The organism is Nonomuraea deserti (assembly GCF_004348685.1).
Classification (GTDB): domain Bacteria; phylum Actinomycetota; class Actinomycetes; order Streptosporangiales; family Streptosporangiaceae; genus Nonomuraea; species Nonomuraea deserti.
Genome location: NZ_SMKO01000141.1, coordinates 1 through 26790 on the forward strand (window position 1 = coordinate 1; position 26790 = coordinate 26790).

Below are 26790 nucleotides of genomic sequence, written 5' to 3' on the forward strand. Positions count from 1 at the left end.
TGCCGTGGCGCACGGCCCGCGCCGCCGCCAGCCGGACGTCGTCGGTGATGTGGTTCAGAGTGCCGAGCTCGTCGTCGTCACCCCACCGTCCCCAGTTCGACAGCGTGTCGAAGTACCCGAGCACGTCATCCTGGGTGGGCATCGATCGCTCTGCTGTCATCTGAGCATCGGCTCCTCCGGTCACGCGGTTCGAGTGCACGGTGATTCCTCTCATTGTTTCTCAGCGTCGGTTCAGGGGCGTTCGGCCACTGCTTGCGCAGTGGTCGGTTGTGGTCTGGGCGGCGGCGTCCCGTTCGACAGACGCAGGCCCGAGTTGAGCGATGAGGTGGCTGCAGACATTTCCGGCTATTTGGTGAGCTCGTAGCGCAGAACTGCCAGGCCGTTGTCGAACGAGGTGGCCTCGATCAGCTTCAGGTCCTGCCGATCCTCGAAAACGCGCCTTCCCTTGCCGCGTGAGACCGGGCAGACCAGCAGGGTGACCTCGTCGACGAGTCCGGCCTCCAGCAGGGAGTTCATGAGTGTCAAGCTGCCCCACAGCCAGATGTCCTTGCCGCTCTGCTGCTTGAGCTCCCGGACGGTGGCGGCCGGGTCGCGGGTCACGGTCGCGGCGGGATAGTCTCCCCAGGGCGCCTTTTCCAGTGTGGAGGAGGCGACGAACTTGGTGAGGTTGTTGAGCTTCTCGCCGTATTCGCCCTGGTCCTCGGCGGTTGCCCAACCCGTGGACTGGGCGTAGGTGTTCGCGCCGAGAACCAGCGTGTCGACCGCGTCGACGAACCCCAGCACGCGTTCCTTGAACGCTATGTCGTTACTCCTGGAGAAGGACTCGGCGGCGACGAAGCTGAGCCCGCCGTCCTCCTCAGCGGCGATATTGTCGACGGTGACCCACTGCTGGACTATGAGCTTTCTCATGACTGACTGTGCCTTTCGCGTATCTGTCGGTTGAGCAGGTCCACCGGTACGAAGCCTTCGTGACGGATCCGACACCGGAGGAAACGAGAGCGATTCTTCTTTTCGAGGGCTAAACCGCGCGCAGGTTCTCGACCTCCCACCTCGACATTTCTGGCGAGCTTCAACGAATCTGCGCACCCCGAGGCGGCCACAAACGGGCACAGGGAGAGCCACTTCGCGTCCCAGGCGCGCCAAGGACATGGCGGTGCCCCACAATCAGCCGCGACGGATGGCCGCTTCTCGATCGGCCCCCGCCGCAGCGCCGCAGGAGCAGGCATTTCCGCGCACCGCGGTGGAGATACGGCGTGGGTGATCTACCCGACGCGGGGCGACCGGGCGGCGCTCAGGCGCACTGACGCCAACGCCCTTCGTCCAGTGCCTTGCCCTCCGGCTCCATGGCGAGTTCCACGAAGAACGCGATGAGTGCATCGAGGTCGTCGACGATGATGCCCTTGTTGTCCATTTGCTTGAGCGTCGTGCCGGGCTCCTTCGTCACGTGGCCGGTTCGTGGCTGGTGGTATCCCTGGGACGGAGCCGGCACCGCGTTCTCGACATCCTCGACGGCTCGTGTCCCGAAATTTCTCTAGCGATCGTGGCGCTGTTCGTAGGTGCGGCGCACGCTGGTGCCGCTGCTGAGGTCCGCGCCGTACACATGCAGCGTGATCGCGACCATGTCACCGGTGTTGCGGACCCGGTGGATGTCGTCGGGCGGGGCGACGCCGCTGACCGAGCCGGCGGGCCGGTGCCGCTCGCCGATCTCGACCAGGCGGTCGCCGTCGATGTCGTACAGGGTCTCGGTCTCGGCGCCTTGGAGCACCATGAACGAGCACCACACCAGGTGGTCGTGGATCTCCGTCACCTGGCCCGGCCGCCACACCACCGCGGACACCGAGAACGCCGTCTCGGTGTGCAGGGTGTGCCGGGTGTAGCCGTCGGGTGAGCCGGCCCGCTCGGCCACGGTGAGGAGGTTCACGTCCGGTTTGGTCTCCACCAGGACGTCGGCCACTTGTTCGGCGATGGTCCGCGGGTCCGCCTGCCGGCGGGCGCGCGACCGGATGTGTGCGACCAGTTCGGCCAGGCCGAGCCTGGGCGGCGAGTCGACGGGGGCAGTCATCTGCTTGGCCATGACCACGATGCTGGCCTGCCAGCGGTCATGGCGTCTAATGCCAAAGACTCCCGCGTCCCATAGATAAACTTAATAACATGATGAACCTGACGCACCTGCGGGTTCTGGAGGCCGTCGCCCGTCACGGGTCGGTGACCGAGGCGGCCAAGGAGCTGCACTACTCCCAGCCCTCGATCAGCCACCACCTCGGGCGGCTGGAGGCCTCGATCGGGGCCCGGCTCATCCAGCGCGTGGGCCGCGGTATCCGGCTCACCCCCGAGGGGGAGCTCCTGGCCCAGCGGGCCGGGGAGATCGTCGGGCGGGTGGAGGCGGCCTCCGCCGAGATGGCCGCCCAGGTCGGGCTCCGGGCCGGGCGGGTCCGGGTCGCCGGTTTCCAGACGGTCCTCAGCACGATCGTCCCCAAGGCGGCGGCCGAGCTGGCGGCGTCGTACCCGGGCATCGAGCTGAACCTGGTCGACGTGCACCCGGTCGAAGGGCTGCGGATGCTGCGCGCCGGGCACGTCGACATCGCCCTGGTCTTCCGGAACGCCGACACCCCGGACGAGGAGGAGGGTTTCCGGCTGACCCACCTGCTGGACGACCCGCTCTACCTGATCAGCCAAGAGCCAGACCAGCGCCTGGAGGACCACCGCGACTCCGCCTGGGTCGGGGGATGCGAGCGCTGCCGCGCGACGATGGTCACCGCCTGCCGGCAAGCCGGCTTCACCCCGCGCATCGCGTACTCCAGTGACGACATGGTCGTGGTCCAGACGCTCGTGGCGGCCGGCATGGGGGTCGCCACCCTGCCCGGGCTCGCACTCCAAGCCCACCGCACGCCGGGGATCCACGCCACCGAGATCCCGGGCAACACCCGGCACATCTTCGCCGTCACCTACGGCGAGCCGCCGGACCCGCCCGCGACCACCGCCCTGCTCAAGATCCTCACGACAACCACATAGAGCATGATGACGACCTCCCCTGGCCGCACTCTTGGTCCGCGATCCGCGCCTACCTCAAGGCCCCAGCCCAACCAGGGGTTGGGCAGTGGTCGACCGCGGCGCGAGTGCGGGCCGGGCCGGGCCGGGCCGCCGGTCGGTGAGGAAGACCGGGCCGCGGGTGCGGCCGGCGAGCAGCCGGGCGGTGCCGGACTGCCACAGGACCCAGTCGATGGCGCCACCCTTGCGGCGTACTCGGCCGCGCTTGGCCTCCACGTCGGGCCGCCGGTGAGCAGCAGGACCTTAGCCATCGTCACGGCGCTCCTGGCCGACCGCGAGCCGGGGGTTTACCGCTATGACCGCTGGTGGTCCGATCTACCCGGTGCGGAGGTACGGATCCTCCGGTGATGGCCTGCACGCTGCGGGCGTGCAGGCCACTTCGCGCATCCGTGCGGACGACTTCGGAAACCGACACCCGGTGCAGGAATCGCCCTTCTAGGGCGGCGCGGGCCTGCGGATCACGTCGATCGCCGCGGCCCATGCCGCCGCGTCGGCGCCCTTCGGAGTCACGACGGTGTCGGCGGTCGTCAACGCCACATGCTCCCGGGGCCGCTCGGCGGGTCGCACCGCGTGGATCGCCACGAGTTGACGGGCCAGCAGAGGAACGCGCGTTTCCCATCCCTCATCGTCGAGAACCGTCCGGCCTGCCAGATGTGTCATCAGGAGTGATGGATACTCGCCATGGGCGGCGGCCAGCTTGGGAACTGCATCGATCACGATCCTCGGAGCAGGGCGTTGCCGGTCACAGATGTTGCCAGCGAGGTCGCGAATGACCGTGGTTGACCGCTCCTGACCTCGGTTGATGGCCCGCTGATGGCCCCGACGATCAGCCGATCACCTTGGGGGTTGTCGTGCGTCGTCGATGCCGCGCGAAAGATCTCGCTTGCCTGTGTTCATGCAGTAGGCAACATTGCAGCGTGCACTCCGAAGAGCAAGCCAAACAGGTGGAAGACGCGTTGATGGGACGTATCTACACGGCATTGCGCGACGGCGGGCTCGACGCCGAACCCGTCCTCGAACTGGCGTCCTTGCTGGAGGAATGGGGCGAAAGCACTCCAGCTACGCGATGATGTGCCCTGGGTTTCATGGAGTCGCCGGTGTGCCCTGGGTTGAATCGAACCCAGGGCACACCACAGTCTCCATCAATCCCGGCGCAGTTCATCCGGGCTTGCCACGCCATGCATAGACGACGAAGGGCTACGGCAAGGTTCCCCTGAGCGCGGGACTACAGCCCGTCTCTTCGCGCCGAATCAACGCCAAGAACGCAACCAGCACTGCGCCCGCCACATAGTGCAGGACCGGGCCATACATGACGATGTCCCAACCACCGAATTGAATCGTGTCCGTGCAACCGTCCGAGATGATCTGAACGGCGTAGGGGATGGTGAACACCCCGGCGTTGACCACGAACAGCGCCACCGTCAGCCACGCGGCGACTATGCCCCACCTGTCCCGAAGAGCGAGAGTCGCAGACAAACCGAGCGCCATCACCGCAGTGGGCCAGCCGTTCAACTCCGCAGAGACGGTCTGCCAGTTGATCTCTACCAGCCAGCCGATATCCGTAAGGACAAGCGGCTCGGAACTCAAGGGGCAGTAGGAGCCTTGCGTTGAGTAGGTCGGCCCTTCAGGGAAGTACAACGAGAAGGTACGCAAGGCGGGAGCCGTCAGAGCGGCCAAAGTCAGCACGGGCACTCCCCAGCGCGGGGGAATCGCCGATAACGGAAGCAAGATCGCCGCCATGTGGTCGTCGATGGGGGCGCCCAGCCTAGATCATCCTTCGCACGCACGTCAGGCTCGCCACATGATCACCTAGCCCACCCCGCCGGGTCCCGGAACGCCACCGGGACCCTTCGCCGTTCCCCATGCGTCCCCCACAAGCGCGCGTACCGCAGATGTTCCGGATCAAGGCCCTCGACCAGGGGAAACGCCCCAAGATCCATTCGGGACATATTCCGGGACCTGCGACAACGGGCCGCTCACGGCGACATCTGGCTGCATGCCCCCTGAAACGCAGAAGTGGCCCCGTTGGGCCTCGGACCTGCTGTTACTTCTGGTGGCAGGTGCGAGGTTCTAACTTGCGTAGGCTGAGCCGACGTTTCACAGACCTGCCGCAACATGCCCTTGACCTGCGCCTCTTCGTAGAACGCAGACCTCACGGGAACGCGCAGGGGAAACGATCATGGTTTCAGTGCTTTTCGAGAGCCACCCTCGTCGCCGTCCACAGCACCAGCGAGTGAGACCGTCCTACGTCGGCCATACCGTGAAGAGCCACCCGGGGCGGCAACTTGCTCCGTACCATCGCAGCACGGCCTCCGCCCCAGAGTCGAAGCGTGACCTGCCTGCGCTCCCAGCCGATCTGACAGATGCCAGAATCAACAGCCGCGTTGACGCCAGGCTCTTCGGGACTGACATGGACGACCCGGGGATGTCCAGCGTCTTTACCACCATCAGCGTCCTGAATTCTCTCCGAGGATTGGCCGGAGTGGGTCAGTGAGGATGAAACCTTCCAACCTGTCAGCGACATTGAAGGCATTGGCCTTGGCATCGAGCCGCTGAACAACGGCCAAGAGATCAGGATCTATCGTGCGCAGGCTCGTGTACTCGACCTTGGACAACTCCAAGATCCTTACGAGACACTCGACGCCGACTCGCAGGAGCTTCGCCGGAGTTCGCTGACGATCCCGCCGGTTGCTGTACTTCTCGGCTGTACCGTGCGCCCCTTCCTTGTGGCCCGAAGCACGGGCCGATCCGAGGTTGGGCACTCAGCGCCTGGTCTCGTACCTGGTCAGGAGTACGCCGTCGGGGAACGTCCGGGTCTCCATCAGGGTCAGGTTCACCCAGTTGTCCAGGGCCGTAAAGAACGGCGTGCCGCTGCCCAGCAAGACCGGCGCGGTGACCAGCACGTACTCGTCGATCAGCCCGGCCCGTGCGGCCGCTGCGGCAAGTGTGGCGCCGCCGATGTCCATGGGGCCACCGTCCTCGGCCTTGAGCCGGGTGATCTCGGTGACCGCGTCGCCGGTGACCAGGCGGGTGTTCCAGTCGACCGTGCTGGTCGTCGAGGAGAACACCACCTTCGGCATGTCCCGCCAGCGGCGGGCGTACTCGATCTCCGCCGGTGTGACGCCGGGCTGCTGGTCGGCGGTCGGCCAGTGGGAGCTCATCGTCTCCCACAGTTTGCGCCCGTACAGCGCCAGGCCGGTCGCCCTCACCCGGTCGGACCACCACTGGAACAGCTCGTCGCTCGGTACGCTCCAGCCGAGGTCGTCGCCGGGCGCGGCGATGTAGCCGTCCAGGCTCAGGTTCATGCCGAAGGTCAGTTTCCGCATGGCGTCAGCCTCCTGTGAGTCGGTACTCGGCGTACAGACCAGCACGGCGCGGAAATATCATCGGTCAGGCCACACCGATTTATGCCGAAGTACCGGAGCAGGTGGGAGAGAGCGCGCGGAAGAGCGTACGCGGCCCCGATTGCAGCATGGTGGTGGCGTGAAGCTTGTCTCCATCGTGGTGGCTGTAATCAGCGTGGGGCTCGTGGCGGCGATCGTCTGGCCCACCACAAACGCAGACCGTACAGTGCGGCTGTGGGAGTCGGCCACCAGACAACCCTCGGAGCCCCCCTCATCGGCCACACTGGGGAGGTGTATGCGGTGGCGTTCCACCCCCACGGCCAGCTAAAGCCACCACCAGCGAAGATGCCGCTGTGCGACTCTACGGCCGACTACGGAAGTCGGGACGGTTTGAATTCGTGGAGTGAGCCCTTGCGACTCCCGAACAACTTGGCCGCGTAGTGGCCGTCAGAGGCAGTAGGACGCCGGTGATCACCGTAGACAGCCGGACACAAAGCGAGAGGCCCGTCACCGCGTTGCCGCTGGTGACGGGCCTCTTCCCGCTGGTGTGGCAGGTGCAAGGTTCGAACTTGCGTAGGCTGAGCCGACGGTTTTACAGGGCATCGACGTTCTCGCCGCGGCCAACCGTCCGACCTTGACGTTCGCCCGGTGCCGCTGATCCCCGGCGAAGATCATTCCGTGCATATTCCGGATCTTGCACGTACTCATCTCGCCACGCGACACGATCGGCGCGCGACTCCTGCGCCGGTCGCGTCGTAAACTCGACAGTATGACGGCACCACAGGAAGAGTACGACGATCTTCACCGGCTGGTCGACCAGCTCCGGCCAGATCAGGTGCATGAAGAGCGTGCGCGGCTCCTCCGGCTAGTCCACTCGCAGCCTGGCGAACCGGAGCTCGGCCCCAGCGGCGTGCCGACCCTCTTCGGCGCTTTCGAAGCGGGACGGAGCGACGCTTCGGAACAGGTGGAAGAAATCCTCAGGGAGGGCTACGGTCACGAAGCGTGATCGTAGTCGACACCGGCCCGATCGTGGCCGCTACCTTCCGGGATGACAAGCACCACGAGCGCTGTGTACAGGAGCTCACGCGGTTCCGCAACGCCGCCCGGCCACTCCTCGTTCCAAGCTTCGTGGCCGGCGAGACCAGCTATATGATCGGCAAGCTTGGTGGGGCCAAAGCGGAAGCGGCGTTTCTCCGGCTACTCGAGTCCGGCTGGTTCCGGCTCGTCGATCTCACAGACGCGGATCTCGCGAGGATCGCGGTTCTCGTTGAGCGGTACCACGACCTACCTTTGGGCGCCGCCGATGCCTCAGTGGTGGCCGTGGCGGAACGGATGCGCGTCACCGACGTGATGACGATCGACGTTCGCGATTTTTCCGTGGTCCGCCCGGCTCACGCTCCCGCGCTGAATCTGTTCCCCAGATAGCCCATTCACGGTGCGGTGCTACGAGTGAGTCTTCAGTTCGTGCGTCTCATCTCGGAATCGGACCTCAATCACCTTGCCCGATGAGCCGGGCTGAGGAACGAAGCACGGATCGTCGATCGCCCCGCGCAACTTACGGCTGCCCACCATGCAGTGGCGATCGTAGGGCTGCATCTGTGCGGCGGCGTGGCAACCCCGGTCGGCGCGTTCGGCAACTACGGCGGGGGCGGCGTGCGGTGCCCGGCCCGGTGTCCCGCCGCCGTCCGGGACCGGCCCCCAGGCCGCACGCCCGGACGGCGGGCGGGCGGAGGGCCGGGGTACGGCGGCGCGCCGCGCCGCCGCTTGATTGCTATGAGAGCTCTAAAACTGGCCCTCACACCCGCCCAGGTCGCCTCTCCCCTCGCCCGACGTCCGTACGATCTACGGCATGGGCGGTCTCCCTCTGGCTCAACGCAGGCGTCCCGGCTCCCGACGTGGCCGAACGGGCGGGACACGGCGTGGATGTCCTCCTACGCGTCTACGCCAAGTGCATCGACGGACAGCAGGAGATCGCGAACCGGCGGATAGAAAACGCGTTGGTGGCATGAGCGGTCGCGGACATACTGACCGCGTGGCATTGCCTGCAGAGACGCGCGAACGTCTCACCGAGATCCGCGGGGACCTCCTTCGTGGACGGCTCGTCGGCTCCGTCACCGAAGCAGGGTGGCTGGCTTGCGAGTTGATCGGAGCCGGAGTCGACACACCCACCACACTTAATCTGGCCGGATACACCCTCTCAGTAGGCCCTCTGTCGGAGATCGAGCCTCTGGTACGTCAGATGCTGTCCGAATGCGGGATGCCTCCGATCAACACGCATCAGGAGCCGTGGGCTGTTGCGCTCGACGTCGCGCAGGCCATCCAAGAAGGCACACTGCCCATCTCGGCTGGGGCGGACCTCTTGATCACAGAGCTCATGTCGAAGTGCGACTATCCGCCCGTAATCACAGAGTTCATGGTCTTGATCGACGATTGGGAGACCGTACGAGCCACGCCTCCGACCGACGACGAGATCCGACACCAGGCCGAAAAGATTACAACTGCAGCACGGAGGCGCCTCGGGCGAAATCAATGACGAGGGCGGCGTCGATTCGTAGTCAACAGGGTCCCGGAAGCCATCCGGGGCCCTCTCACATTCCCAACCTACGATGGCGGAACTGCGGGTTTATCCCGCAGCCATCCCGCACACGGGGTCTGACCTCGGACAACGCCTCAAGATCCATCCCGCGTATATCCCGTGACCAGCGACAAACAGCCGCTCAGCGCTGCCCATGGCTGCATACCCCTGAAACGCAGAAGAGGCCCCGTAGGGCCTCTGAGCTGCTCTAACTGTGTGTGGCAGGTGCAAGGTTCGAACTTGCGTAGGCTGAGCCGACGGTTTTACAGACCGCTCCCTTTGGCCACTCGGGCAACCTGCCGTGTCTTCCGCTTTCGCGGCGACAGACAGAAGGATAGCGGACTTCCGAGGTGTACGTGACACCGGTTTGTCCCGGGCCGGATCCCTGTGGCGTGCCACGCAGGCGCTGGCCGGTCCTTCGGCGCGTGCAACATCCTCCGTCTGCGGTCGTGTCGTGTCGGGACGCCTCCGGGAGGGCCGTGGCGACGCTTCGCGAAGGGCCTCGGGACGCTCTTCGACAGGGCCGTGGGGACGCACCCGGGAGGGCCGGGCAAGCGTCACGGACGCGGGTCGCATGAACCTCCGTGGTGGCGACCGCATGAACCTTGCTGGGAACGGGGCCGCATACACCTCCGCCTCCACGAGGGCGCGTGGATGTCCGTGGTAACGCCGCGTGGATCTTCATGGGAACGCCGCATGGACCTCCCTGGAAACGCCGCATGGACCTCCCCGAAACGCCGCGTGGACCTCCCCGGAATGGGGCCGTGTGGGGCTTTCGCGGGAATGGTGTGAATCGTGTGGTGGGGGAGCAACAGGTTGGGGGCCTGCACGGCGGGCCGATGCTGGCTAGGCTCGTGCGCTGGGTCCGCGCCTTGGCGTACGCCGTGCCGGCGGGATCCGGAGAGTGCTTTCGCAGTTGAGAGGATGGGTGTTTTGGCTGATTCGTCGTTCGACATCGTCAGCAAGATCGACCGGCAGGAGGTCGACAACGCTCTGAACCAGACGGTCAAGGAGCTCGGGCACCGCTTCGACTTCAAGGGCACCGGGGCGGCCATCAGCTGGTCCGGGCAGGAGAACATCGAGGTCAAGGCGAACAGCGAGGAGCGGGCCAACGCCGCGCTCGACGTGTTCAAGGAGAAGGTGGTCAAGCGGGGCCTGTCGCTGAAGATTCTCGATGCGGGCGAGCCCAAGCTGTCGGGCAAGGAATACCGCCTGCTGGTCAGCCTGAAGGAGGGCATCGACCAGGAGAACGCTAAGAAGATCTCGAAGATGATCCGTGACGAGGGGCCTAAGGGGGTCAAGGCCCAGATTCAGGGCGAGGAGCTTCGGGTCAGTTCGAAGAAGAAGGATGATCTCCAGGACGTCATCGCGCTGCTCAAGGGTAAGGACCTGGACATCGCCCTGCAGTTCGTGAACTACCGCTAGTTCGCGGGCGTGGGACCGCGACGGCTGCGGAGGTGGCTGAGGGGTATCCGGGGCACACGGCCGGGCGCGGCGTTCTCGTACGAGGGCGGCGTGGCCCCTCCTGTGCCTCGGGTCCGGCCCGCATATGCTCAGTTGTCGTGACGAAGATCCCCCTGCGCCGCTTCACGGCACGTGCCCTGCCCATTGATGATCAGGACCGGGTTCTGTTGCTGCACGGTTTCGATCCTGCTCGCCCGGATCAGCCGTTCTGGTTCACGATCGGCGGGGCCGCCGAGGGCGGTGAGACGTTGCAGGAGGCGGCGGCGCGCGAGTTGTTCGAGGAGGTCGGGATCCGGGCGGACGTGAGGGAGTTCACCGGGCCGTACGGATCCAGCGTGATCGCGTTCGAGTGGTCCGACTACGCCATCACGCAGGATCAGACGTTCTTCGCGATCAGGGTCGGACCCGACGCGGCGGTGTCGTTCGAGCACATGGAGCAGATCGAGAAGGACACGACGACCGCCTACCGGTGGTGGAGCGTGGCGGAGCTCGAGAGCACCCGCGAGGTCTTCTTTCCGGAGAATCTCGCGGAGATCCTGCGGAAGATCACTGCGGACGGAGGACTCGCGTAGCGCCCGCGATAAGCGCCGTCGCCAGGATCCAGCCGCAGACGATCAGCCCGTACGCGAGCCACTGCGTCCAGCCCGCCGGGTCGAACATCTCCCGTTGCCCGAACGCCGGGATCGGGAGTAACAGGTCGAAGCTGTAGGCGAACGAGTTGAAATCGGGGCTTTCGGCGGGTTTGAGGGCTCTCGGCGGGTTGAGTGCGAAGACGACCGTTCCGACCGCCAGCAGGAGCGCGAACCACATGCCGGCCAGCCACGGCCGGTATCCGTACCCGACGGCGGCGTCGAGCAGCCGCCCCCAGATCCGGCCGCCCAGCCCCTGCGTCTGCCGCCTGGCTCGCAGCTTGGCCAGCTGGGCGCGGCGGGCGAGCGCGTCGTTGCCGTCGCTGAGGTACCAGGCGGCCAGCTGCTCGTACGGCTGCGGCCGGAACCCCTCCGGGTCGCGCGTGACCCACTCGATGCGCCGGGCCACGCCCGAGCCGCGCAGGCGGTCGTACGTGAGGCCGTTGAGGCGGAGTTTGTCCGGCCAGGTGCCGGGGCTGTCGTGCAGGGTGCCGACCGTGGTGTGGGCGAGGGTGACGACGCCGTCGATGGGCTCCGACGGTGTGAGTGACAGCTCGCGAACCTCCATGTGGCTCGCGTGGAGTGCGTAGCGGGTGTCGGGGCTCCTGAAGCTCCCGCCGAACGCGAGTGTGCCGTTGACGCGGGCGCCGCGTAAGCGTACGCAGCCGGATGCCTGGAACCCGCCGGTGCAGCGCATGCTGTCTTCGACGACCATGTTGTCGGCGGTCAGGGCGTCCTTGCCGGGATTGCGGAGGGTGGCGCCGTCGAGGAAGAACCCCCCGTTCAGGCGGGAACCGACCAGGCTGACGCCGCCGGTGAGGTCGGCGTTGCGCATGTACATGCCGGAGTCGACGACGATGGAGTTCGCGTAGAGCGCCCACTCGCCGTCGTCGGACACCACCTTGGTGCCGCCCAGCCACAGGCCGCTCTCGAACTGGGCCCGGCTCACCCGGACGGTGCCGGTGACGTGGGAGCCGGAGAGGCTGAGGTGGCCTGCGACCCGCATGCCGCCGCCGCTGAGGCCCGGGAAGTGGCAGTCGGTCAGGCGTATGGTGCGGGTGGCGGAGCCGGTGAGCTGGATGGGTTCGTCGAGGTGGCAGCCGCTCAGGACGAGTTCGTACGGGATCGTGCCGCCGACGATCGACAGCCGGCCGGTGATCCTGGCGCCGCGCAGGCGCAGGGCCGGCGCGGCGCCCCCGCCGTCGTCGCGGGCGCCGAGCAGCAGCTGGGTGATCACCTCGGCCCTGATCGTACGGTTCGGGCCCCAGGTGTGGCCGTCGGTGGGCGCGTTCGCCCCTGCCGGGCGGCCGGCGCGTATCTCGAACGGGCCCAGCTCGACGAGCCGGCCCGTGGGGAAGGCGTTCCAGAGCTTGCGCTCTGCCTTGGTCAAGCGTGGAAATCGGCCCATCGTCAACGACGATATCCGGCCATGCGCTCAAGTCGGGCGACTCGCTCGGAGGTGGGCGGGTGGGTGGAGAACAGGCGGCCGAAACCGGAGCCGCTGAACGGGTTGGCGATCATCATGTGGGAGGCCGAGGTGAGGCGGCTGTTCTCGGGAAGTGGGAGGCGGCGGGCGCCGAGCTCGATCTTGCGGAGCGCCGAGGCCAGCGCGAGCGGGTCGCCGGTGAGCCGCGCGCCCGACTCGTCGGCCTGGAACTCCCTGCTGCGAGAGATCGCCATCTGCACCATCCCGGCCGCGACCGGCCCGAGCAGCATCATCAGCAACGCGCCGACGAAACCCGGCCCCTCGTCGTCGTCTGACCCGCCGAAGAACACGGCCACATAGCTGAGCCAGGTGATCATCGTGGCCAGCGCACCGGCCACCGAGGAGACGAGGATGTCTCTGTTGTACACGTGTGACAGCTCGTGCCCGATCACACCGCGCAGCTCGGCCTCGTCGAGCAGCTGGGTCAGCCCGTAGGTCACGCACACGGCGGCCTTGCGCGGGCTCCTTCCCGTCGCGAACGCGTTGGGCTGCACGGTCGGCGAGATGTACAGGCGCGGCATCGGCTGCCTGGCCTGTGTCGACAGCTCGCGCACGATCCGGTAGAGCGTGGGGTGCTCGACCTCGCCGACCGGCCGGGCGCGCATGGCAGACAGGGCGATGCGGTCGGAGAAGAAGTAGGCGACGCCGTTGGTCGCCAGGGCGAGCACCAGCGCCATCTGCACACCGGTGCCGCCGCCCAACCACGCGCCCGAAGCCACAATGAACGCCGACAATCCGCCGAGCAGAACGGCGGTGCGCAGACCGTTGTGGTGCAAGGCTCCCCCTTTCGTGCCTGGGCTCACCTCAGTCCAACGATGATGACCCGGTTCTTCGTTCCCCGGTGTGCTCAACTGAAGGCAGAGCGCGACCTTTCACCTGCGTGCCATCGCGCGTCAACCGAACGCGGACAGAGCCGTAACGTCGAGGACCAGCTGCGGCGCGACCGAGAACAGCACCGCGACGGCCACGGCGATCCCGATGGCCGGCAAGGTCGCCGGGGACGTGCGCCGCGGCGCGGGCTCCGGCACGGGCCCCGGCTCCGGGGCGGAGGCGAACAGGCGCGCCGTCCAGACGGCGTAGTAGTAGAGGCCGATCACGGTGTTGACCGCCATGACCAGCGCCAGCCAGCCGGAACCGCCCTCGACGAGCTCACGGAAGACGAACACCTTCGCGAAGAGCCCGGCCAGCCCTGGCGGCAGCCCTGCCAGGCAGATCAGGCAGAACGCCAGCGCGAGCCCGGCGGCGGGACGGCGGAACACCAGGCCGCGGTAGTCGTCGAGCTCGTTGCGGGTGGTGGTCTTCGAGACGAGCATGACGACCGCGAACGCGCCCAGGTTCATCGCGGCGTAGATCACGAGGTAGGCCATGGACGCGCCGATCGCGGTGGCGCCGTCGGCGGTGACCGTCACGGCGAGCGGGGCCAGGATGTAGCCGGACTGCGCCACCGACGACCAGGCCAGCAGGCGTACGGCCGAGCGCTGGCGCAGGGCGAGCAGGTTGCCCGCGGTCATGGTCAGCGCGGCGAGGACGGCGATGATCGGGACCCACGTGGCGGCCTGCCCGGACAGCGCGGCCACCAGCACGAGGATCAGCCCCGCGAACCCGGCCGCCTTGGAGATGACCGAGAGCAGCGCGGCCACGGGCACGGGCGCGCCCTGGTAGACGTCCGCCGCCCAGGAGTGGAACGGCACCGCGGCGATCTTGAAGGCGAATCCCGCCACGACGAGCACGACCCCGACCGTGCCGACCGCGGGCAGCTCGCCCTGAACGAGCGCCACGCCGGGCGCCTGGACCTGGCCGCTGAAGACCGCCCCCAGGCGGGACAGGAAGACCGTGCCCGCGATGCCGTACAGCAGCGAGACGCCGAACAGCATGACGGCGGTCGACACCACCGACACGACGAACAGCTTCACCGCGGCCTCGGAGGAGCGGCCGTCGTAGCGTTTGAGCGCGGTGAGGGCGAACACCGGGAGCGACACCAGCTCCAGCGCCACCACGAGCATGATCAGATCACGGGAAGCCGGCAGGGTGACCGCGCCGACGAACGTGCACAGGAGCAGGAAATACCACTCGCCCACCGGGATGCCGCCGCCGGCCAGCTCGGCCATCGACAACAGCACGACGACCACGGCCGCCACCAGCACCATGCCCGCGAACACCAGCGTGAACCGGTCGGCCACGAAGGAGCACTGCACCGTCGCCGGGTCCGCGAGGCTCGGCGGGACGCAGAACGTCGACCGCGGCGTGCCGCCCCCGGCCGCCTGGGCGACCACGAAACCCAGGGAGACCAGCACGCCCGCCAGCGTGACGAGCCCCAGCACGCCTCTCGTGCGCGGGCGGGCCGGGAGGAACGCGTCGAGCAGCAGCACCAGGCCGGCCGCCAGCGCGAGCACCAGCGGGGGTGCGATGACGAAATAGTCGATCTGCTGGATCACGAGGCGCCTCCCAGCAGGATCTGCACGGCCGGAGTGGTGAGCGACAGCAGGAGCCCCGGCCAGAGCCCGAAGAGCAGGATCAGCACCACGAGCGGCGTCCAGGCCAGCAGCTCGTGGGTGCGGATGTCCTCCGGTTGATCGCCGAGGTCGTCCCGCTGGCGGCCGATGTGGCCCGGCTGTCTTCTGATCTCGCCCGGCCGGTCGCCGACCTCGACCAGCCGGCCTCCGATCTCGCCCGGCCGGTCGCCGGCGTCGAGCGGCGCTACCGGGCGCTCGTCGGGGCTGTCATGGGCGTCGCCATCCGGGACGCCCGCGTCCGGCGTATCCAGGGCTCCCCCGCCCGGTGACGGACCGCCCACAACCTGGAGGACCCGCTCCGCCGGGCGGGCGGGCCGCCGGGGGCGGCCGTGGGTGACGCGGGACAACATGACCAGAAAGTACGCCGCCGTCAGCACCGCCCCCAGGCCGCCGATCACCATGTACGTGAGGAACAGCGGGCGCGGCAGGACGTTCGCCGGCTGGAAGGCGCCGAACAACGCCAGCATCTCTCCCCAGAACCCGGCCAGGCCCGGCAGCCCGAGCGAGGCGATCGACGCGAACGTGAGCACCGAACCCAGCCGCGGCAAAGTGGCCAGCATGCCGCCGCCCAGCGACGGCATGTCGGCGGTGTGGTAACGGTCTTTGACCGCCCCGGCCAGGAAGAACAGCAGGCCGGTGATCAGGCCGTGGGCGACGTTGGCGAAGAGGGCGCCGTTGATGCCCACGGGGGTCAGCGTGGCGAAGCCCAGCAGGACGAAGCCTATGTGGCCGACAGAGGAGTAGGCGATCATGCGCTTGAGGTCGCGCTGCGCCAGGCAGGCGAGGGCGCCGTAGACGATGCCGACGACGGCGAGCGCGCCGAGCCACGGCGCCACGGCCGCGGCCCCCTCGGGGAGGATGGGGACGGCGATCCTGGCGAAGCCGTACGTGCCCATCTTGAGCAGCACCCCGGCGAGCAGTACGGAGCCCACGGTGGGAGCCTCGGTGTGGGCGTCGGGCAGCCAGGTGTGCAGCGGCCACATGGGCGTTTTGACCGCCAGGCCCACCCCGATCGCCACGAACGCCAGGATCTGCACCGATCTCGCCATGCCGGCGCCGTGGGCCGCGGCCAGCGCCTCGATGTCGAGCGTGCCGGTCTGCGCCCACACGAGCAGCAGGCCGAGCAGCATCACGACCGAGCCGAGCAGGGTGTACAGGATGAACTTGACCGACGCCGCCCTGCGCCCCTCGCCGCCCCAGATGCCGATCAAAAAGTACATCGGGATGAGCACGACTTCGAAGAACACGAAGAAGAGCAGCAGGTCGAGGGCGAGGAACGTGCCGATCATGCCGACTTCGAGCACGAGCAGCGTGAACACGAGCGCTCTCGGCCGCGCCCCCATCAGCTGCTCGCCGGCCCGCGCGCGGCCCCAGCAGAGGTAGACGAAGCACAGGAACGTCAGCAGGGCCGTCAGCGCGACCAGCGGCAGCGAGATCCCGTCGACGCCGAGGTGGAAGCGGAGCCCAAGCCCGGCGATCCACGGCAGGTCGATCTCGAACTGCGGGCGCGCCGCCTGGCCGTAGTCGAACGCCGCCACCAGCAGCACGGCCAGCGCCAGCGTGACGCCGGACAGGACCAGCCCGTACGCGCGCAGATGGGGACGGAGCGCGTGCGGCGCGAGGAGCAGCAGGAGCGCGCCGAGCAGCGGCACGGCCAGCAGCGCGACGAGAAGCCAGCCCATCATGTGAACACCACCGCCCCGACCACGATCAGCAGGACACCGGCCAGCAGCCCGCTCACGTAGAGCTGCACGTTGCCGTTCTGGGCGAATCTCAGCGCCCCTGACAGGCCACGCGCCGACCTGCCCGACCCGCGCACCGCGCCGTCCACGACCCGGTCGTCCGTGCTGACCACGAGCCTGGCCAGTGCCATGACCGGACGTACGAAGAGCGCGGCGTAGAGGCCGTCCACGTAGAACGCCCGCTCGCACGGCACCCGGAACGGCCCCAGCAGGCGGGCCGGATCGGCGCCGGGGTCGATGCGCCAGAACGCGTAGACCACCCCCGCCCCGAGCAGGGCGAGCACGACGCTGGTGGCTGCCACGCCCAGAGCTAGGTGCGGCTCGACGGCGAAGCCCAGCAGCAGGGCGGGAAGGGCGAGCAGGGCGACGGGCACGAGCATCGAGCGCGGGGCCTCCCTGCCGTCCACGACGTGGGCGGTGCCGGGCTCGGGCTCGGGGAGCGCCGCGGGGGTCGCCTCGCCGAAGAACGTACGTAGCCAGGCCCTGGTGGCGTACGCGCCGGTGACGGCCACGGTCGCGAGCGCGCAGGCGTACAGGAGCAGTGCGGCCGCGTCGGTGAGGCCCCCGGTCGTGAGCGCGCCGTCCATCGCCACGAGAAGGCTGTCCTTGCTGAAGAAGCCGCTGGCCGGCGGGAGGCCCATCAGCGCGGCGAACCCGATCGTCGTCGCCACGAACGTGACCGGCAACTCCCGGCGCAGGCCGCCCATCCGCGACATCAGGTTGGAGCCGACGTGGTGGATGACCACGCCCGCGGAGAGGAACAGCAGCGCCTTGAACGCCCCGTGCGTCACCAGGTGGAAGACGGCCGACGTGTCGGAGCCCGCGGCGAGCCCGCCGGCCATGTAGGCGAGTTGGCTGACCGTGGAGTAGGCGAGCACACGTTTCAGGTCGTCCTGCGCCAGCGCGGCCAGCGCGGCGCCCAGCATGCCCAGCGCGGCGATGACGGCCAGCACGTCGAGCGTGGGCCGGGCGGCCAGGAACGCGGGGAAGAGCCGGGCCACGATGAAGATCCCGGCGGCGACCATGGTCGCGGCGTGGATGAGGGCGCTGATCGGCGTCGGACCGGCCATCGCGTCGGGCAGCCAGGTGTGCAACGGCACCTGGGCGCTCTTGCCCGCCACCCCGGCCAGCAACAGCATCGTGGCCGTCACCAGGGTGGCCGGCGACATCTCCGGCACCTTCGCCAGCACGTCGGCGACGCGGAAGCTGCCCGCGGCCAGGCCCAGCACGAAAATGCCGAAGAGGAAGCCGACGTCGCCCAGGCGGGTGACGAGGAACGCCTTGACCGCCGCGCGCGAATTGCCGCGGTCTTCCCACCAGTGGCCGATGAGCAGGTAGGAGCAGAGGCCCATGATCTCCCAGCCCACGTAGAGGACCAGGAGGTCGCCCGCGTAGACGACCAGCAACATCGCGCTGGTGAACAGGCTGATGAACGCGCTGTAGGAGGGGTAGCGCGGGTCGTCTTTGAGGTAGCCGACCGAGTAGATCTGTACGGCCAGGGCGACGAGGGTCACCAGGACGCCCAGGATGCCCGACAGGTTGTCGGCCTGCAGGGTGAGCGAGATCGGTACGCCGCCCGTGACGATCGTGCCGTAGGTCTGGCCGGTGGGCGGCGATGTGGTGGCGCCTTCGCCGTCGAGGAAGGCGAACCCCGGGCCCCAGGCCAGCCAGACGGCCAGGACGGCGGAGGCCGCCGTGGGCAGGACGGCGATCCAGGCTGCCCTGGTGTTCGCCCGTTCGCCCGCCGCTCCGGCCGCCGTACCGGCTCCCGGTGTCGGGGCGAGGTCTTCGGCTGCCCTCCCTCGTCTGTGGGGGAGGCGGGGGAGCAGCAGGCCCGCGAAGGCGGCGAGGAACGGCAGAAGGACGGCCAGCAGGGGGAATGTCGTCATCGCCTGCCACCTCGATCGACGGGCTTCTCGCCCCCGCGACCACCGGCCGACTGGTCCTGACCCTGGCTCCGGTCCTTGCCCTGGTCCTGGCTCCGGCCCTGGTCGTGATCCTGGCTTCGGTCCTTGCCCTGGTCGTGATCCTGGCTTCGGTCCTTGCCCTGGTCCTGACTCCGGTCCTGATCCCGATCCTGGTCCTGGGTGCGGCTCTGGCCCGGGTCCTGGTCCTGGGTGCGGGTCTGGTCTTGCTTCCGGGCCCTGCTCCGGTCCTGGTTCTGGTCTGCTCGGTTTGCGTCGGGGTCGACCATCGTGTCGGCCCTGGAAGCGGTGGGGGCGGCTGAGGTCGGTGGTGCTGTGCCGGGCCCGACGTCGTGGCCGGGGTGGTCGGCGTGCGTTTCCGCCGGCGTCAACGGGCCGGGCGGGTCGTTCGTGGTGAGCGGGCCGGTGGACATGCGTGGCGCAGTCCGCGGTCCGTCGTCGGTGGGCGTGCTTGGCACGGTGTGCGGACCGGCCGTGGGGATGCTGGGCACGGTCTGCGGGCCCCGGGGGTCGTCGGTGGGCTCGGCGAGGTCGCGGAGGTGGTCGATGTCGACGGTGCGGCGGTTGCGGTAGAGCGCCAGGATGATGGCCAGGCCCAGGCCCACCTCCGCGGCTGCGATGACGATGACGAAGAGGGTGAGCACCTGACCGCTGTGCAGGCGGTCGCCCAGCCACACGTCGAACGCGACCAGGTTGAGGTTGACGGCGTTGAGCATCAGCTCGACCGACATCAGCACCAGGATCGTGTTGCGCCGGGCGAGCACGCCGTAGACGCCCACGGAGAACAGGAGCGCGGAGACGACCGCCGGGTAGACGATGTGCACTAATGACCCCCGGTCTGCTCGGGTGGTGTGCTGCCCATGGTCTTGTCGGACGGCGATGTGTTCTCGGACTGGGACGGAGACTGGACGTCTCCATGCCGGGCCTCGGACCGTACGTCTCCAGGCCGAGGATCGGACCGCACGTCTCCCGGCCGGGGATCAGGCTGCACGTCTCTCCGCCGGATCCCAGGATGGGCGTCTTCCGGTCGGCCCCCCGGCTGCACGCCTCCCGGCCGGACCCCGGGCTCCACGTCCCCCGGCCGGTGATCGGGCTGCACGCCTCCGGGTTGGGGCGGGGGCTCGACGTTGCTGGGCTGGGCCGCAGGCTGGATGGTCTCGGGGCTGCTCGGAGACGGGGAGTTTCCTGGCCGGCCGGAGGGCGGAGCGCTCGCGGGCTCGGCGGGTGGGCCGCCGGGGATGTCGGTACGGGACAGAACGATCGCGCCGATCAGCGCGGCGAGCAGCAGCACGGACAGCGCCTCGAAAGGCAGCACCCAGGTGGCGAACACGCTGGCGCCCAGTTCTTTGGCGGCTCCCTTGCCCGGGTGCAGCGGGGCGTAGGCGGTGCGGAAGCCGTCGATCACCACGGTGACCAGGAGGGCCGCCGTCGCCACCGCCACCACGGCGGCGACCACCCGATTGCCGCTGTCGAGATCCGCGGAAGGACCGATGGGAGCGCGGGTGAGCATGATGCCGAACAACATCAGCACGACCACCGCACCGACGTAGATCAGGACCTGCACCCATGCCACGAACTCCGCCGTCAGCACGAGATAGCCGCCCGCCAGCGCCCCGAAGCAGACCACCAGCCAGAGGGCGGCGTGAACGAGTTGCCTGGTCGTGACGACGAGCAGCGCCGATCCAACCGCTACCGCGCCCAGCAGCAAGAAGACGATCTCTTGCCCGGTGGGTGACAGGTAGGAGGGCACCGCCTCGGTCACGACTCCTCCTCGGACTCCCCTGTGTCGTCAGGACCGAGCCGCCCTGGCGGACGGATGGACCGTGGATCGGCCATCCTGCGCTTGCGGGGGCTCGCGGGTGAAGTTTGCTCCGGCGAGCCGGGCTCGGGTTGTGGTCGGCTCGAACCTGTGGACAAGTTGTCTGGGGACGGCTGGCCTGTGGATGAAGCCGGTCCTTGAGGGGAAACCGATCTTTGGGGGTGAGTTGCCGGTCCCTCGGAGTGAGCAGGCCCCTGGGAATGAAGTCCCACCCCTTCGGAGTGAGCAGGCCCCTGGGGATGAACTTCCGGCTCCTCGGAGTGAGCAGGTGCCTGGGGATGGGCTGCCGGTCCCTCGGAGTGAGCAGGTGCCTCAGAGCGGTTTGCGGAGTGTGCGGTGTCCTTCGCCGATTCAGGCTCGGAATTCTCGGGGCCGGTCGAGGGGGCCGCTGGTCCGCTGGAGGACGTGTCGGTGAGCGTCGCTTCCTCGATGGAGGTGTCGGTGCCGGCGTCTTCCCCTGTGGCGGCGGGGCCGGTGGTGGGTTGGCCGGAGTCCTTGGAGGCGTCGTGGCCGGTCCCTGGCGTACGAGTGTCCGTCGGGTCAGGGCTTTCGGCTCGGGCGTCGCCTTGAGGACGGGACGGAAGAGCTCCTGGGGGGCGGATGGCCCGCACGTTGGCCATTGATCGGCGTGGACGCTCGCGACCACCGCCTGTGGACCGTGATGGTGTCGCAGGGCCTGTCGTGGGCGCGTCTGCGGCCGACTCCGGTGTGCCGGACGCGGGCCTCTCCTCGGTGGCTCCGGCGGAGGGCTCGGACGTGCCGCCTGAGGGCCGCGTGGTTCCGTGTGGGGGCTCCGTAATTCCGCGTGACGGCTCCGTGGTCTCGCGTGACGGCTCCGTGGTTTGGCGTGACGGCTCGGTGGTCTCGCGTGAGGGCTGCGTCGTGCCGGGCGTTGCTCCGCTCACCGATGCTGACGTGCCGGACGACCGCCCGCTCCCAGGCTGCGGCGTGCCGGACGACCGCCCTTTCTCAGGCTCTGACGTGCCGGGCGGTCTTCCGTTGTCAGGCTTCAGCGGCGTGCTGGTGCCGGGCTCACGTGCGCCGGCCGCGCGCTTCGGTCGGGCGGTCGCGGGGTCCGTTGTGCCGTCGGAATCCGTTGCGCTCGCAGGGCTCGTTGTGCCCGCAGGATCCGTTGTGCCCGCTCCTGGCGCCGGGGTGTCGGCTCTGGAGCCGGGCGTAGCGGTCGCGCGCCCACCGCGGGCGGTTTCCTGCGTACCGGCCTCAGGCGCTGTGCGTGACGCGGGCTCCGGTCTGGTAGACGCAGTAGTGCCGGAGGCGGGCTGCGGCCCGGTGGGTGGCTCGCCGGTCGGCGAGGGGCCGGACGCGGGGTTCGGTGCGGTGGGCTGCCTGCCGGACGGTGAAGGGCCGGACGCGGGGTTCGGTGCGGTGGGCTGCCTGCCGGACGGTGAAGGGCCGGACGCGGGGTTGGGTGCGGTGGACTGCCTGCCGGACGGGCTGGTGCGGGGCGCGGTGCGGGCGGCACGGTCGGCGGCTGGGCGGCGCGGGGCCGCCGTGAGTTCCTTCGGTGGCTCGGCGCCGGGGTCGTGGGCAGGAGGCGGCGGTACGGTCTGGGTCCAGGCGGCTAGCTTGTCCTTCTCGTGGAGGAGGTTGCGGATGTCGCCCTCGGCGTACTCGAACTCCGGCGACCAGAAGAGGGCGTCGAACGGGCACACCTCGATGCAGATGCCGCAGTACATGCACAGGGAGAAGTCGATGGCGAAGCGGTCGAGGACGTTGCGCTGGCGGGCGCGGCCGCCCTCGGGTGCCGGGATCGTCTCCTTGTGCGAGTCGATGTAGATGCACCAATCAGGACATTCTCGGGCACAGAGCATGCAGGAGGTGCAGTTTTCCTCAACCAGGGCGATAACGCCCCGGCTCCGTGGCGGCAGAGCGGGCTTGACCTCGGGATACTGCTGCGTGACCGATTTACGCAGCAAGTGGCGAAGGGTGATGGACAGCCCTTTTGCCAGTCCGACTCCCGGTATCCGCCCCATGTTCAACATCATGACGCACTTGGCCTCGCAGGTGAATGAGCCAGAGCATTGTCCCCAGTTTTTCCACAGCTATCCACAGGCTGAGAGGCGGTTATCCACAACCTGTGCACTCGCCCGATATGAACCGGTCTCTGAACGATAGTCTCTCCGCCATGCAACACAGCCATTCAGTCCGTCCCAGTGGCGGGAGGTGGGCGGCCGCCGTCTTGTGGGCCTGCCTGCCCCTGTTCACCTGCGGTCTGGCGACCCCGTTCAGCATCGGGTTCGCGGCTTACTGGTTGCGAAACGTCTGGCACTTCGTCGCCGCGTGCGTCTACCTCGTCGGCATCGGCTCGTTCACGATCTCGGCCCTCGCGTACGCCAACTTCGAGGACATCCCGGAGCCCCTGGCCGTTCTGGTCACGCTGGGGCTGCTGCTCAGCTGGGGCGGAGGGGTCATCCATTCGGGCATTCTCGTGCCCCAGATGGTGCGCGCCCGCCTCAGAGCGACGTCCCTTCCTCCGCACCGGCCGATGGATCTGCACAAGCGCACCACCTCCCCCAGCCTCCAGCATCAGCCGCGTCCGGGGCAGCCCGAGTGGATCGGCCACTACCGGGTGCTCCGGCAACTCGGACGGGGCGGGCAGGGGGCGGTCTACCTGGCGGCGGCGCCCAACGGGGCACAGGTGGCCGTGAAAGTGCTGCATGACCTGGTCGACGAGATGGCGCGGAAGAGGTTCGCGCGAGAGGTGGACGCGGCCCGACGGGTGGCGACGTTCTCCACAGCTCGCCTGCTCGATGTGAACATCTCCGGCCAGCACCCCTACATCGTCAGCGAATACGTCGAGGGCCCGTCGCTAGAGCAGCTGGTCAAGAAGCATGGGCCGCGCGACGAGGACGGACTGACCCGGCTGGCGCTGGCCACGGCCGGGGCGCTGGCGGCCATCCACAAGGCGGGCATCGTCCATCGCGACTTCAAGCCGAGCAACGTGCTGATCGGGCACGACGGCCCCCGGGTGATCGACTTCGGCATCGCCAAGGCGCTCGACCAGGTGACCATGACGACGGGGAAGATGGTCGGCACGCCGCCCTACATGTCGCCCGAGCAGCTCTCCGGTGAGACCGTGGGCCCGGCCTCCGACGTCTTCAGCTGGGCATCGACGATCATCTTCGCGGCCACGGGCCGGCCCGCGTTCGGAGAGGACACGGTGCCTGCCGTGTTCAACCGGGTGCTCACGATTCACCCGGATCTGTCGCCGCTGCCGCCCGCCATACGAGGGATCGTGGGCGCGTGCCTCAACAAGCGCCCGGACGAACGGCCCTCGGCCTCCGACGTGATGCTGGCCATCGTTCACTGACGCTCGATCCGCCCACCCTCGTGCTCCCCCTCGCTCCTCGAAGAGGGCAATCCGCGTGGCTTGCGGCGCACGGCCGGCTGCCGACCGTGGTGCTCGGTGCGGGTATCTCGACACCCCTCGGTACGCGACCGGCCGGAGGTCGGGGTGTTGGGCGGGTGTCTCGACCGGCCAGAGGCGGCGTTCCGTCAGAGGAGGACCTTGACGACCCCGGTGAGCGCCAGCTGGACGAGCGCCAGCGGGACCAGCCCGGCCCAGGCGAGCTTCTGCAGCTGGTCCTCGCGCAGCCGCGGATAGGTCACCCGCAGCCAGATCACCACGAACGCCAGCGCGAACACCTTGACCAGGGTCCACAACCAGCCGGGCAGGAACGGCCCGTGCCAGCCGCCCAGGAACAGGACGGTGGTCAGGAACGACAGGACCACGATCCCGACGTATTCGGCGAGCATGAACAGCGCGAAGCGCATGCCGGTGTACTCCGTCATCGGGCCCATGATGATCTCGGACTCGGCGATCGGCATGTCGAACGGGGGGCGGCGCAGCTCCGCCAGCCCGGCCACGAAGAAGACGGCGCCGCCGATGGCCTGCCACGGCAGCCACCACCACTGCCACGCCTCGACGATGCCGGGGATCGACAGCGTGCCCGCGGCCATCGCCACCGACGAGGCCGCCAGCACGAGGGGCAACTCGTACGCCATGAGCTGGGCCGCCGAGCGCATGCCGCCCAGTACGGAATACTTGTTGGCCGAGGCCCACCCGGCCATGATCGCGCCCAGCACGCCCACGCCCATGACGGCGAGCACGAAGAAGAGGCCGAGGTCGAGGTCGACGGCCACGAGTCCGCGGTCGAGGGGGATGGCGATCAGCACGAGGAGATACGGCACGAGCGCCACACCCGGGGCGATCATGAAGATGCGGCGGTCGGCCGCGGCCGGGATGACGTCCTCCTTCTGTGCGAACTTCACCCCGTCGGCGATGAGCTGCGCCCAGCCGTGGAAGCCGCCCGCGTACATGGGCCCCAGCCGCGACTGCATGTGCGCCATGACCTTGTGCTCGGTCTGCCCCACGATCAGCGGCAGCACCAGGAACACGATGAGGATGGCGGCGAAGCTCAGCACCACGTCAAGCATCGGGCGGCCCCCAGTCGGCTGGAACTCCTGGCGGAAGCGTCTTGCGGCGGCTCGGGGCGCCGTGCCCGGACTCGCCGGGTTCCTTGGCGCCTGGCCACGCCTTGGCCACGCGGGCGGCCAGGACGAAGTCCTTACGCAGCGGGTGGCCCTCGAAGCCGTCGGGCAGCAGCAGCGGCACCAGATAGGGGTGACCGTCGAAGATCACCCCGAACATCTCGTACGTCTCCCGCTCGTGCCAGTTGGCGCCCCGGTAGACGTCGACGGCGCTGGGCAGGTGGGGGTCGGCGCGCGGGACCCGGGTGCGCAGCAGCAGGCGGGTGCGGGCTTCCGGGTTGTAGACGTGGGCCACGATCTGGAACGAATCCGGCGGATCGTCGACACCGGTCAGCCAGTCGAAGAAGGTGTGGCCGAGTTCGTCGCGGACGAGCGTCAGCAGCTCGATCCAGTCGTCGGGGGCGACGTCGACGGTGACGTCACCGTACGACTCGGTGACCTCGGCGCGCTCGCCGAACCGTTCGGCGATGCGGGCGGTCACGCCTTCTCCTGCGAGTGGGCGCGTGACGACACGTAGCGGTCGCTGAGCTTCTCCCCGGCGATCTTCTCCTGGAGCTTGGTGATGCCGTAGAGGAGCGCCTCGGGTCTGGGCGGGCAGCCGGGGACGTAGATGTCCACGGGGATGATCTGGTCGACGCCGTTGGTCACGCAGTAGGAGTCCCAGTAGGGGCCTCCGCTGTTGGAGCAGGCGCCGAACGAGATCACGTATTTCGGGTCGGGCATCTGCTCGTAGAGGCGCTTGACGGCGGGGGCCATCTTGTCGGTGACCGTGCCGGAGACGATCATGAGATCGGCCTGCCTGGGGCCGTTCGCGAACGGGATGACGCCGAAGCGGATGAAGTCGTGGCGGCTCGCCGACGTCGCGATGAACTCGATGGCGCAGCAGGCCAGGCCGAAGTTGAACACCCACAGCGAATAGCGCCTGCCCCAGTTGAGCACGAAGCGCATGGGTTTGGGGGCCAATCTGGAGATCGGCCCCACTGTGGGCATCGGGAGGTCCGTTGCTGCCATGTCGCCATTCTTACGCGGATCAGGGTGAACGCAAAGGAATCTTCCCTGAGGTGGACAGGACTTGGGACCGGGCTGGGGTCAGCGCAGAAACTGATCGGCCGACAACCCAGTGCCACCCGATGGGATCCGCGGTGAGCGCCCCCGCTGATGACCAGTGCCACCCGATGGATCCGCGGTGAGCGCCCCCGCTGATGACCAGTGCCACCCGATGGGTCAGCGGTAGAGGGCTGATTGCGCGTTCTCCCTGATGGCCTGTGCCACGCGGCCCGCCGCCGCGTCGAGCTCGCCGCCGTCCGCCCCGCGCGTCGCCTCCCCGGCCGCCATCCGCCCCTCCCCGTACGGCAGCGCCGCGACCCACTCCATACGCAGGTACGTCGGCGGGTGCGTGCTGTCCACCCGCAGCTCCTCCAGGCGGGCGGAAGCGAGTGCAGCTCGCTGCCCACGACGAGCCCGTGCCGGTCGTCGCCGTTGCTCGCATGGGCCATCTCGTGGGCGAGGAGCGCGACGCGTTCCCGCGGGGTCAGGACCGCCCACAGCGGGTAGCCGATCTCGACCAGGCGCCGGCGCCGCCGGCCGTAGGTGCGGAAGGACGCGTTCACCTCGCCGCTGACGGCGACCAGGTCGGCCTGGGGCGCCCCGGTCTCGGCGCCTATGCGGTCGAGCAGGGCGTACAGGCCAGGCGCGTCCTCACGGGTCAGGGGCCGCGCGCCGTCGGGGAAGGG

The 26790-nt window shown here is 68.6% G+C and carries 26 protein-coding genes, 1 tRNA gene and 3 pseudogenes; 9 read left to right on the plus strand and 21 right to left on the minus strand.

Translation table 11 applies throughout. The annotated features are described in order from the left end of the window. Positions 1 to 345: 345 nt before the first annotated feature. From E1292_RS35575 to E1292_RS35580, 3 genes are all read right to left on the minus strand, one after another. Complete coding sequence (locus E1292_RS35575) at positions 346 to 909, minus strand: dihydrofolate reductase family protein (RefSeq protein ID WP_132601591.1); 564 nt, start codon at positions 907 to 909, stop codon at positions 346 to 348. A 382-nt stretch (positions 910 to 1291) separates the two neighbouring features. Continuing rightward, a complete protein-coding gene (locus E1292_RS51630) occupies positions 1292 to 1444 on the minus strand; it encodes a VOC family protein (protein ID WP_165974907.1) in 153 nt (50 codons plus the stop codon). An 87-nt stretch (positions 1445 to 1531) separates the two neighbouring features. After that, positions 1532 to 2074: a cysteine dioxygenase family protein gene (locus tag E1292_RS35580; protein WP_246090555.1), complete on the minus strand. Its 543-nt coding sequence runs from the start codon at positions 2072 to 2074 to the stop codon at positions 1532 to 1534. A 77-nt stretch (positions 2075 to 2151) separates the two neighbouring features. On the opposite strand from E1292_RS35580, the gene E1292_RS35585 reads away from it, so the two are divergent. Continuing rightward, positions 2152 to 3012 carry a LysR family transcriptional regulator gene (locus E1292_RS35585; protein ID WP_132601594.1) on the plus strand — a complete coding sequence of 287 codons (861 nt, stop codon included), beginning with the start codon at positions 2152 to 2154 and terminating at the stop codon, positions 3010 to 3012. A 471-nt stretch (positions 3013 to 3483) separates the two neighbouring features. Here E1292_RS35585 and E1292_RS35595 read toward each other — a convergent pair whose 3' ends face one another. Beyond that, complete coding sequence (locus E1292_RS35595; protein ID WP_220447218.1) at positions 3484 to 3765, minus strand: hypothetical protein; 282 nt, start codon at positions 3763 to 3765, stop codon at positions 3484 to 3486. A 200-nt stretch (positions 3766 to 3965) separates the two neighbouring features. Here E1292_RS35595 and E1292_RS51635 point away from each other — a divergent pair, with 200 nt between their 5' ends. Continuing rightward, a complete protein-coding gene (locus tag E1292_RS51635) occupies positions 3966 to 4118 on the plus strand; it encodes a hypothetical protein (protein WP_165974908.1) in 153 nt (50 codons plus the stop codon). A 127-nt stretch (positions 4119 to 4245) separates the two neighbouring features. Here E1292_RS51635 and E1292_RS35600 read toward each other — a convergent pair whose 3' ends face one another. The 3 genes from E1292_RS35600 to E1292_RS35605 all read right to left on the minus strand — a co-directional run bounded on the left by E1292_RS35600 (position 4246) and on the right by E1292_RS35605 (position 6374). Then, positions 4246 to 4788, minus strand: coding sequence for a hypothetical protein (locus E1292_RS35600; protein ID WP_165974909.1), 543 nt, complete (start codon positions 4786 to 4788; stop codon positions 4246 to 4248). 707 nt (positions 4789 to 5495) lie between these two features. Then, on the minus strand, positions 5496 to 5663 hold the full coding sequence (locus E1292_RS51640; protein ID WP_165974910.1) for a hypothetical protein: 168 nt from the start codon (positions 5661 to 5663) through the stop codon (positions 5496 to 5498). Between the two features lie 147 nt (positions 5664 to 5810). Next, complete coding sequence (locus E1292_RS35605; RefSeq protein ID WP_132601600.1) at positions 5811 to 6374, minus strand: dihydrofolate reductase family protein; 564 nt, start codon at positions 6372 to 6374, stop codon at positions 5811 to 5813. A 712-nt stretch (positions 6375 to 7086) separates the two neighbouring features. Here E1292_RS35605 and E1292_RS35610 point away from each other — a divergent pair. The 4 genes and pseudogenes from E1292_RS35610 (at position 7087) to E1292_RS35625 (ending at position 8925) form a co-directional block, all read left to right on the plus strand. After that, a complete protein-coding gene (locus E1292_RS35610) occupies positions 7087 to 7398 on the plus strand; it encodes a hypothetical protein (RefSeq protein ID WP_246090556.1) in 312 nt (103 codons plus the stop codon). Then, on the plus strand, positions 7395 to 7817 hold the full coding sequence (locus E1292_RS35615; protein ID WP_132601606.1) for a type II toxin-antitoxin system VapC family toxin: 423 nt from the start codon (positions 7395 to 7397) through the stop codon (positions 7815 to 7817). The genes E1292_RS35610 and E1292_RS35615 overlap by 4 nt, the downstream gene beginning before the upstream one ends. A gap of 354 nt (positions 7818 to 8171) precedes the next feature. Beyond that, positions 8172 to 8401, plus strand: a pseudogene (locus E1292_RS54295) (tyrosine-type recombinase/integrase); the annotation flags it as partial. A 23-nt stretch (positions 8402 to 8424) separates the two neighbouring features. Beyond that, positions 8425 to 8925 (plus strand): hypothetical protein, encoded by a 501-nt coding sequence (locus E1292_RS35625; protein ID WP_132601609.1) that lies wholly within the window; start codon positions 8425 to 8427, stop codon positions 8923 to 8925. 261 nt (positions 8926 to 9186) lie between these two features. On the opposite strand, the gene E1292_RS35630 is transcribed toward E1292_RS35625, so the two are convergent. After that, a tRNA-Tyr gene (locus tag E1292_RS35630) sits at positions 9187 to 9268 on the minus strand. Positions 9269 to 9891: 623 nt separating this feature from the next. Here E1292_RS35630 and E1292_RS35635 point away from each other — a divergent pair. Both E1292_RS35635 and E1292_RS35640 read left to right on the plus strand, forming a co-directional pair. Then, complete coding sequence (locus tag E1292_RS35635) at positions 9892 to 10392, plus strand: YajQ family cyclic di-GMP-binding protein (protein ID WP_220447219.1); 501 nt, start codon at positions 9892 to 9894, stop codon at positions 10390 to 10392. A gap of 137 nt (positions 10393 to 10529) precedes the next feature. Further along, complete coding sequence (locus tag E1292_RS35640) at positions 10530 to 11003, plus strand: NUDIX hydrolase (RefSeq protein ID WP_165974911.1); 474 nt, start codon at positions 10530 to 10532, stop codon at positions 11001 to 11003. Here the strand turns inward: E1292_RS35640 and E1292_RS35645 are convergent. The 8 genes and pseudogenes from E1292_RS35645 to E1292_RS55525 form a co-directional block, all read right to left on the minus strand. Beyond that, positions 10978 to 12450 carry a hypothetical protein gene (locus E1292_RS35645; RefSeq protein WP_246090557.1) on the minus strand — a complete coding sequence of 491 codons (1473 nt, stop codon included), beginning with the start codon at positions 12448 to 12450 and terminating at the stop codon, positions 10978 to 10980. The genes E1292_RS35640 and E1292_RS35645 overlap by 26 nt on opposite strands. A 20-nt stretch (positions 12451 to 12470) precedes the next feature. After that, positions 12471 to 13322 carry a zinc metalloprotease HtpX gene (htpX, locus tag E1292_RS35650; RefSeq protein WP_132601621.1) on the minus strand — a complete coding sequence of 284 codons (852 nt, stop codon included), beginning with the start codon at positions 13320 to 13322 and terminating at the stop codon, positions 12471 to 12473. 117 nt (positions 13323 to 13439) lie between these two features. After that, positions 13440 to 14981, minus strand: a complete 1542-nt coding sequence (locus tag E1292_RS35655; protein WP_132601624.1) for an NADH-quinone oxidoreductase subunit N — start codon at positions 14979 to 14981, stop codon at positions 13440 to 13442. Further along, entirely contained in the window at positions 14978 to 16741 is a 1764-nt protein-coding gene (locus E1292_RS35660; RefSeq protein ID WP_132601648.1) for a complex I subunit 4 family protein, read from the minus strand. The genes E1292_RS35655 and E1292_RS35660 overlap by 4 nt, the downstream gene beginning before the upstream one ends. After that, on the minus strand, positions 16741 to 18690 hold the full coding sequence (locus E1292_RS35665) for an NADH-quinone oxidoreductase subunit 5 family protein (protein ID WP_132601627.1): 1950 nt from the start codon (positions 18688 to 18690) through the stop codon (positions 16741 to 16743). The genes E1292_RS35660 and E1292_RS35665 overlap by 1 nt, the downstream gene beginning before the upstream one ends. A 578-nt stretch (positions 18691 to 19268) precedes the next feature. After that, positions 19269 to 19550: pseudogene (gene nuoK / locus E1292_RS35675) on the minus strand (NADH-quinone oxidoreductase subunit NuoK); the annotation flags it as partial. Then, positions 19550 to 20488 (minus strand): NADH-quinone oxidoreductase subunit J family protein, encoded by a 939-nt coding sequence (locus E1292_RS54300; RefSeq protein WP_246090558.1) that lies wholly within the window; start codon positions 20486 to 20488, stop codon positions 19550 to 19552. The gene E1292_RS54300 and the pseudogene nuoK, both read right to left, overlap by 1 nt. Then, positions 20485 to 22551, minus strand: a complete 2067-nt coding sequence (locus E1292_RS55525; RefSeq protein ID WP_342775736.1) for a NuoI/complex I 23 kDa subunit family protein — start codon at positions 22549 to 22551, stop codon at positions 20485 to 20487. Before E1292_RS55525 ends, E1292_RS54300 begins: the two co-directional genes overlap by 4 nt. Positions 22552 to 22691: 140 nt before the next feature. Between E1292_RS55525 and E1292_RS35690 the strand changes: the two genes are divergently transcribed. Further along, positions 22692 to 23876, plus strand: a complete 1185-nt coding sequence (locus E1292_RS35690; protein WP_165974912.1) for a serine/threonine-protein kinase — start codon at positions 22692 to 22694, stop codon at positions 23874 to 23876. Positions 23877 to 24061: 185 nt separating this feature from the next. Here the strand turns inward: E1292_RS35690 and nuoH are convergent, their stop codons facing one another. From nuoH to E1292_RS55935, 5 genes and pseudogenes are all read right to left on the minus strand, one after another. Next, positions 24062 to 25003 (minus strand): NADH-quinone oxidoreductase subunit NuoH, encoded by a 942-nt coding sequence (nuoH, locus tag E1292_RS35695; protein ID WP_132601633.1) that lies wholly within the window; start codon positions 25001 to 25003, stop codon positions 24062 to 24064. Continuing rightward, positions 24996 to 25538 carry an NADH-quinone oxidoreductase subunit C gene (locus tag E1292_RS35700; protein WP_132601636.1) on the minus strand — a complete coding sequence of 181 codons (543 nt, stop codon included), beginning with the start codon at positions 25536 to 25538 and terminating at the stop codon, positions 24996 to 24998. The genes nuoH and E1292_RS35700 overlap by 8 nt, the downstream gene beginning before the upstream one ends. Further along, positions 25535 to 26068, minus strand: a complete 534-nt coding sequence (locus E1292_RS35705; RefSeq protein ID WP_132601639.1) for an NADH-quinone oxidoreductase subunit B — start codon at positions 26066 to 26068, stop codon at positions 25535 to 25537. Before E1292_RS35705 ends, E1292_RS35700 begins: the two co-directional genes overlap by 4 nt. A 213-nt stretch (positions 26069 to 26281) precedes the next feature. Then, complete coding sequence (locus E1292_RS35710) at positions 26282 to 26464, minus strand: hypothetical protein (protein WP_132601642.1); 183 nt, start codon at positions 26462 to 26464, stop codon at positions 26282 to 26284. Between the two features lie 104 nt (positions 26465 to 26568). Further along, positions 26569 to 26667 (minus strand): annotated as a pseudogene (locus E1292_RS55935) (hypothetical protein); the annotation flags it as partial. Positions 26668 to 26790: the final 123 nt, after the last annotated feature.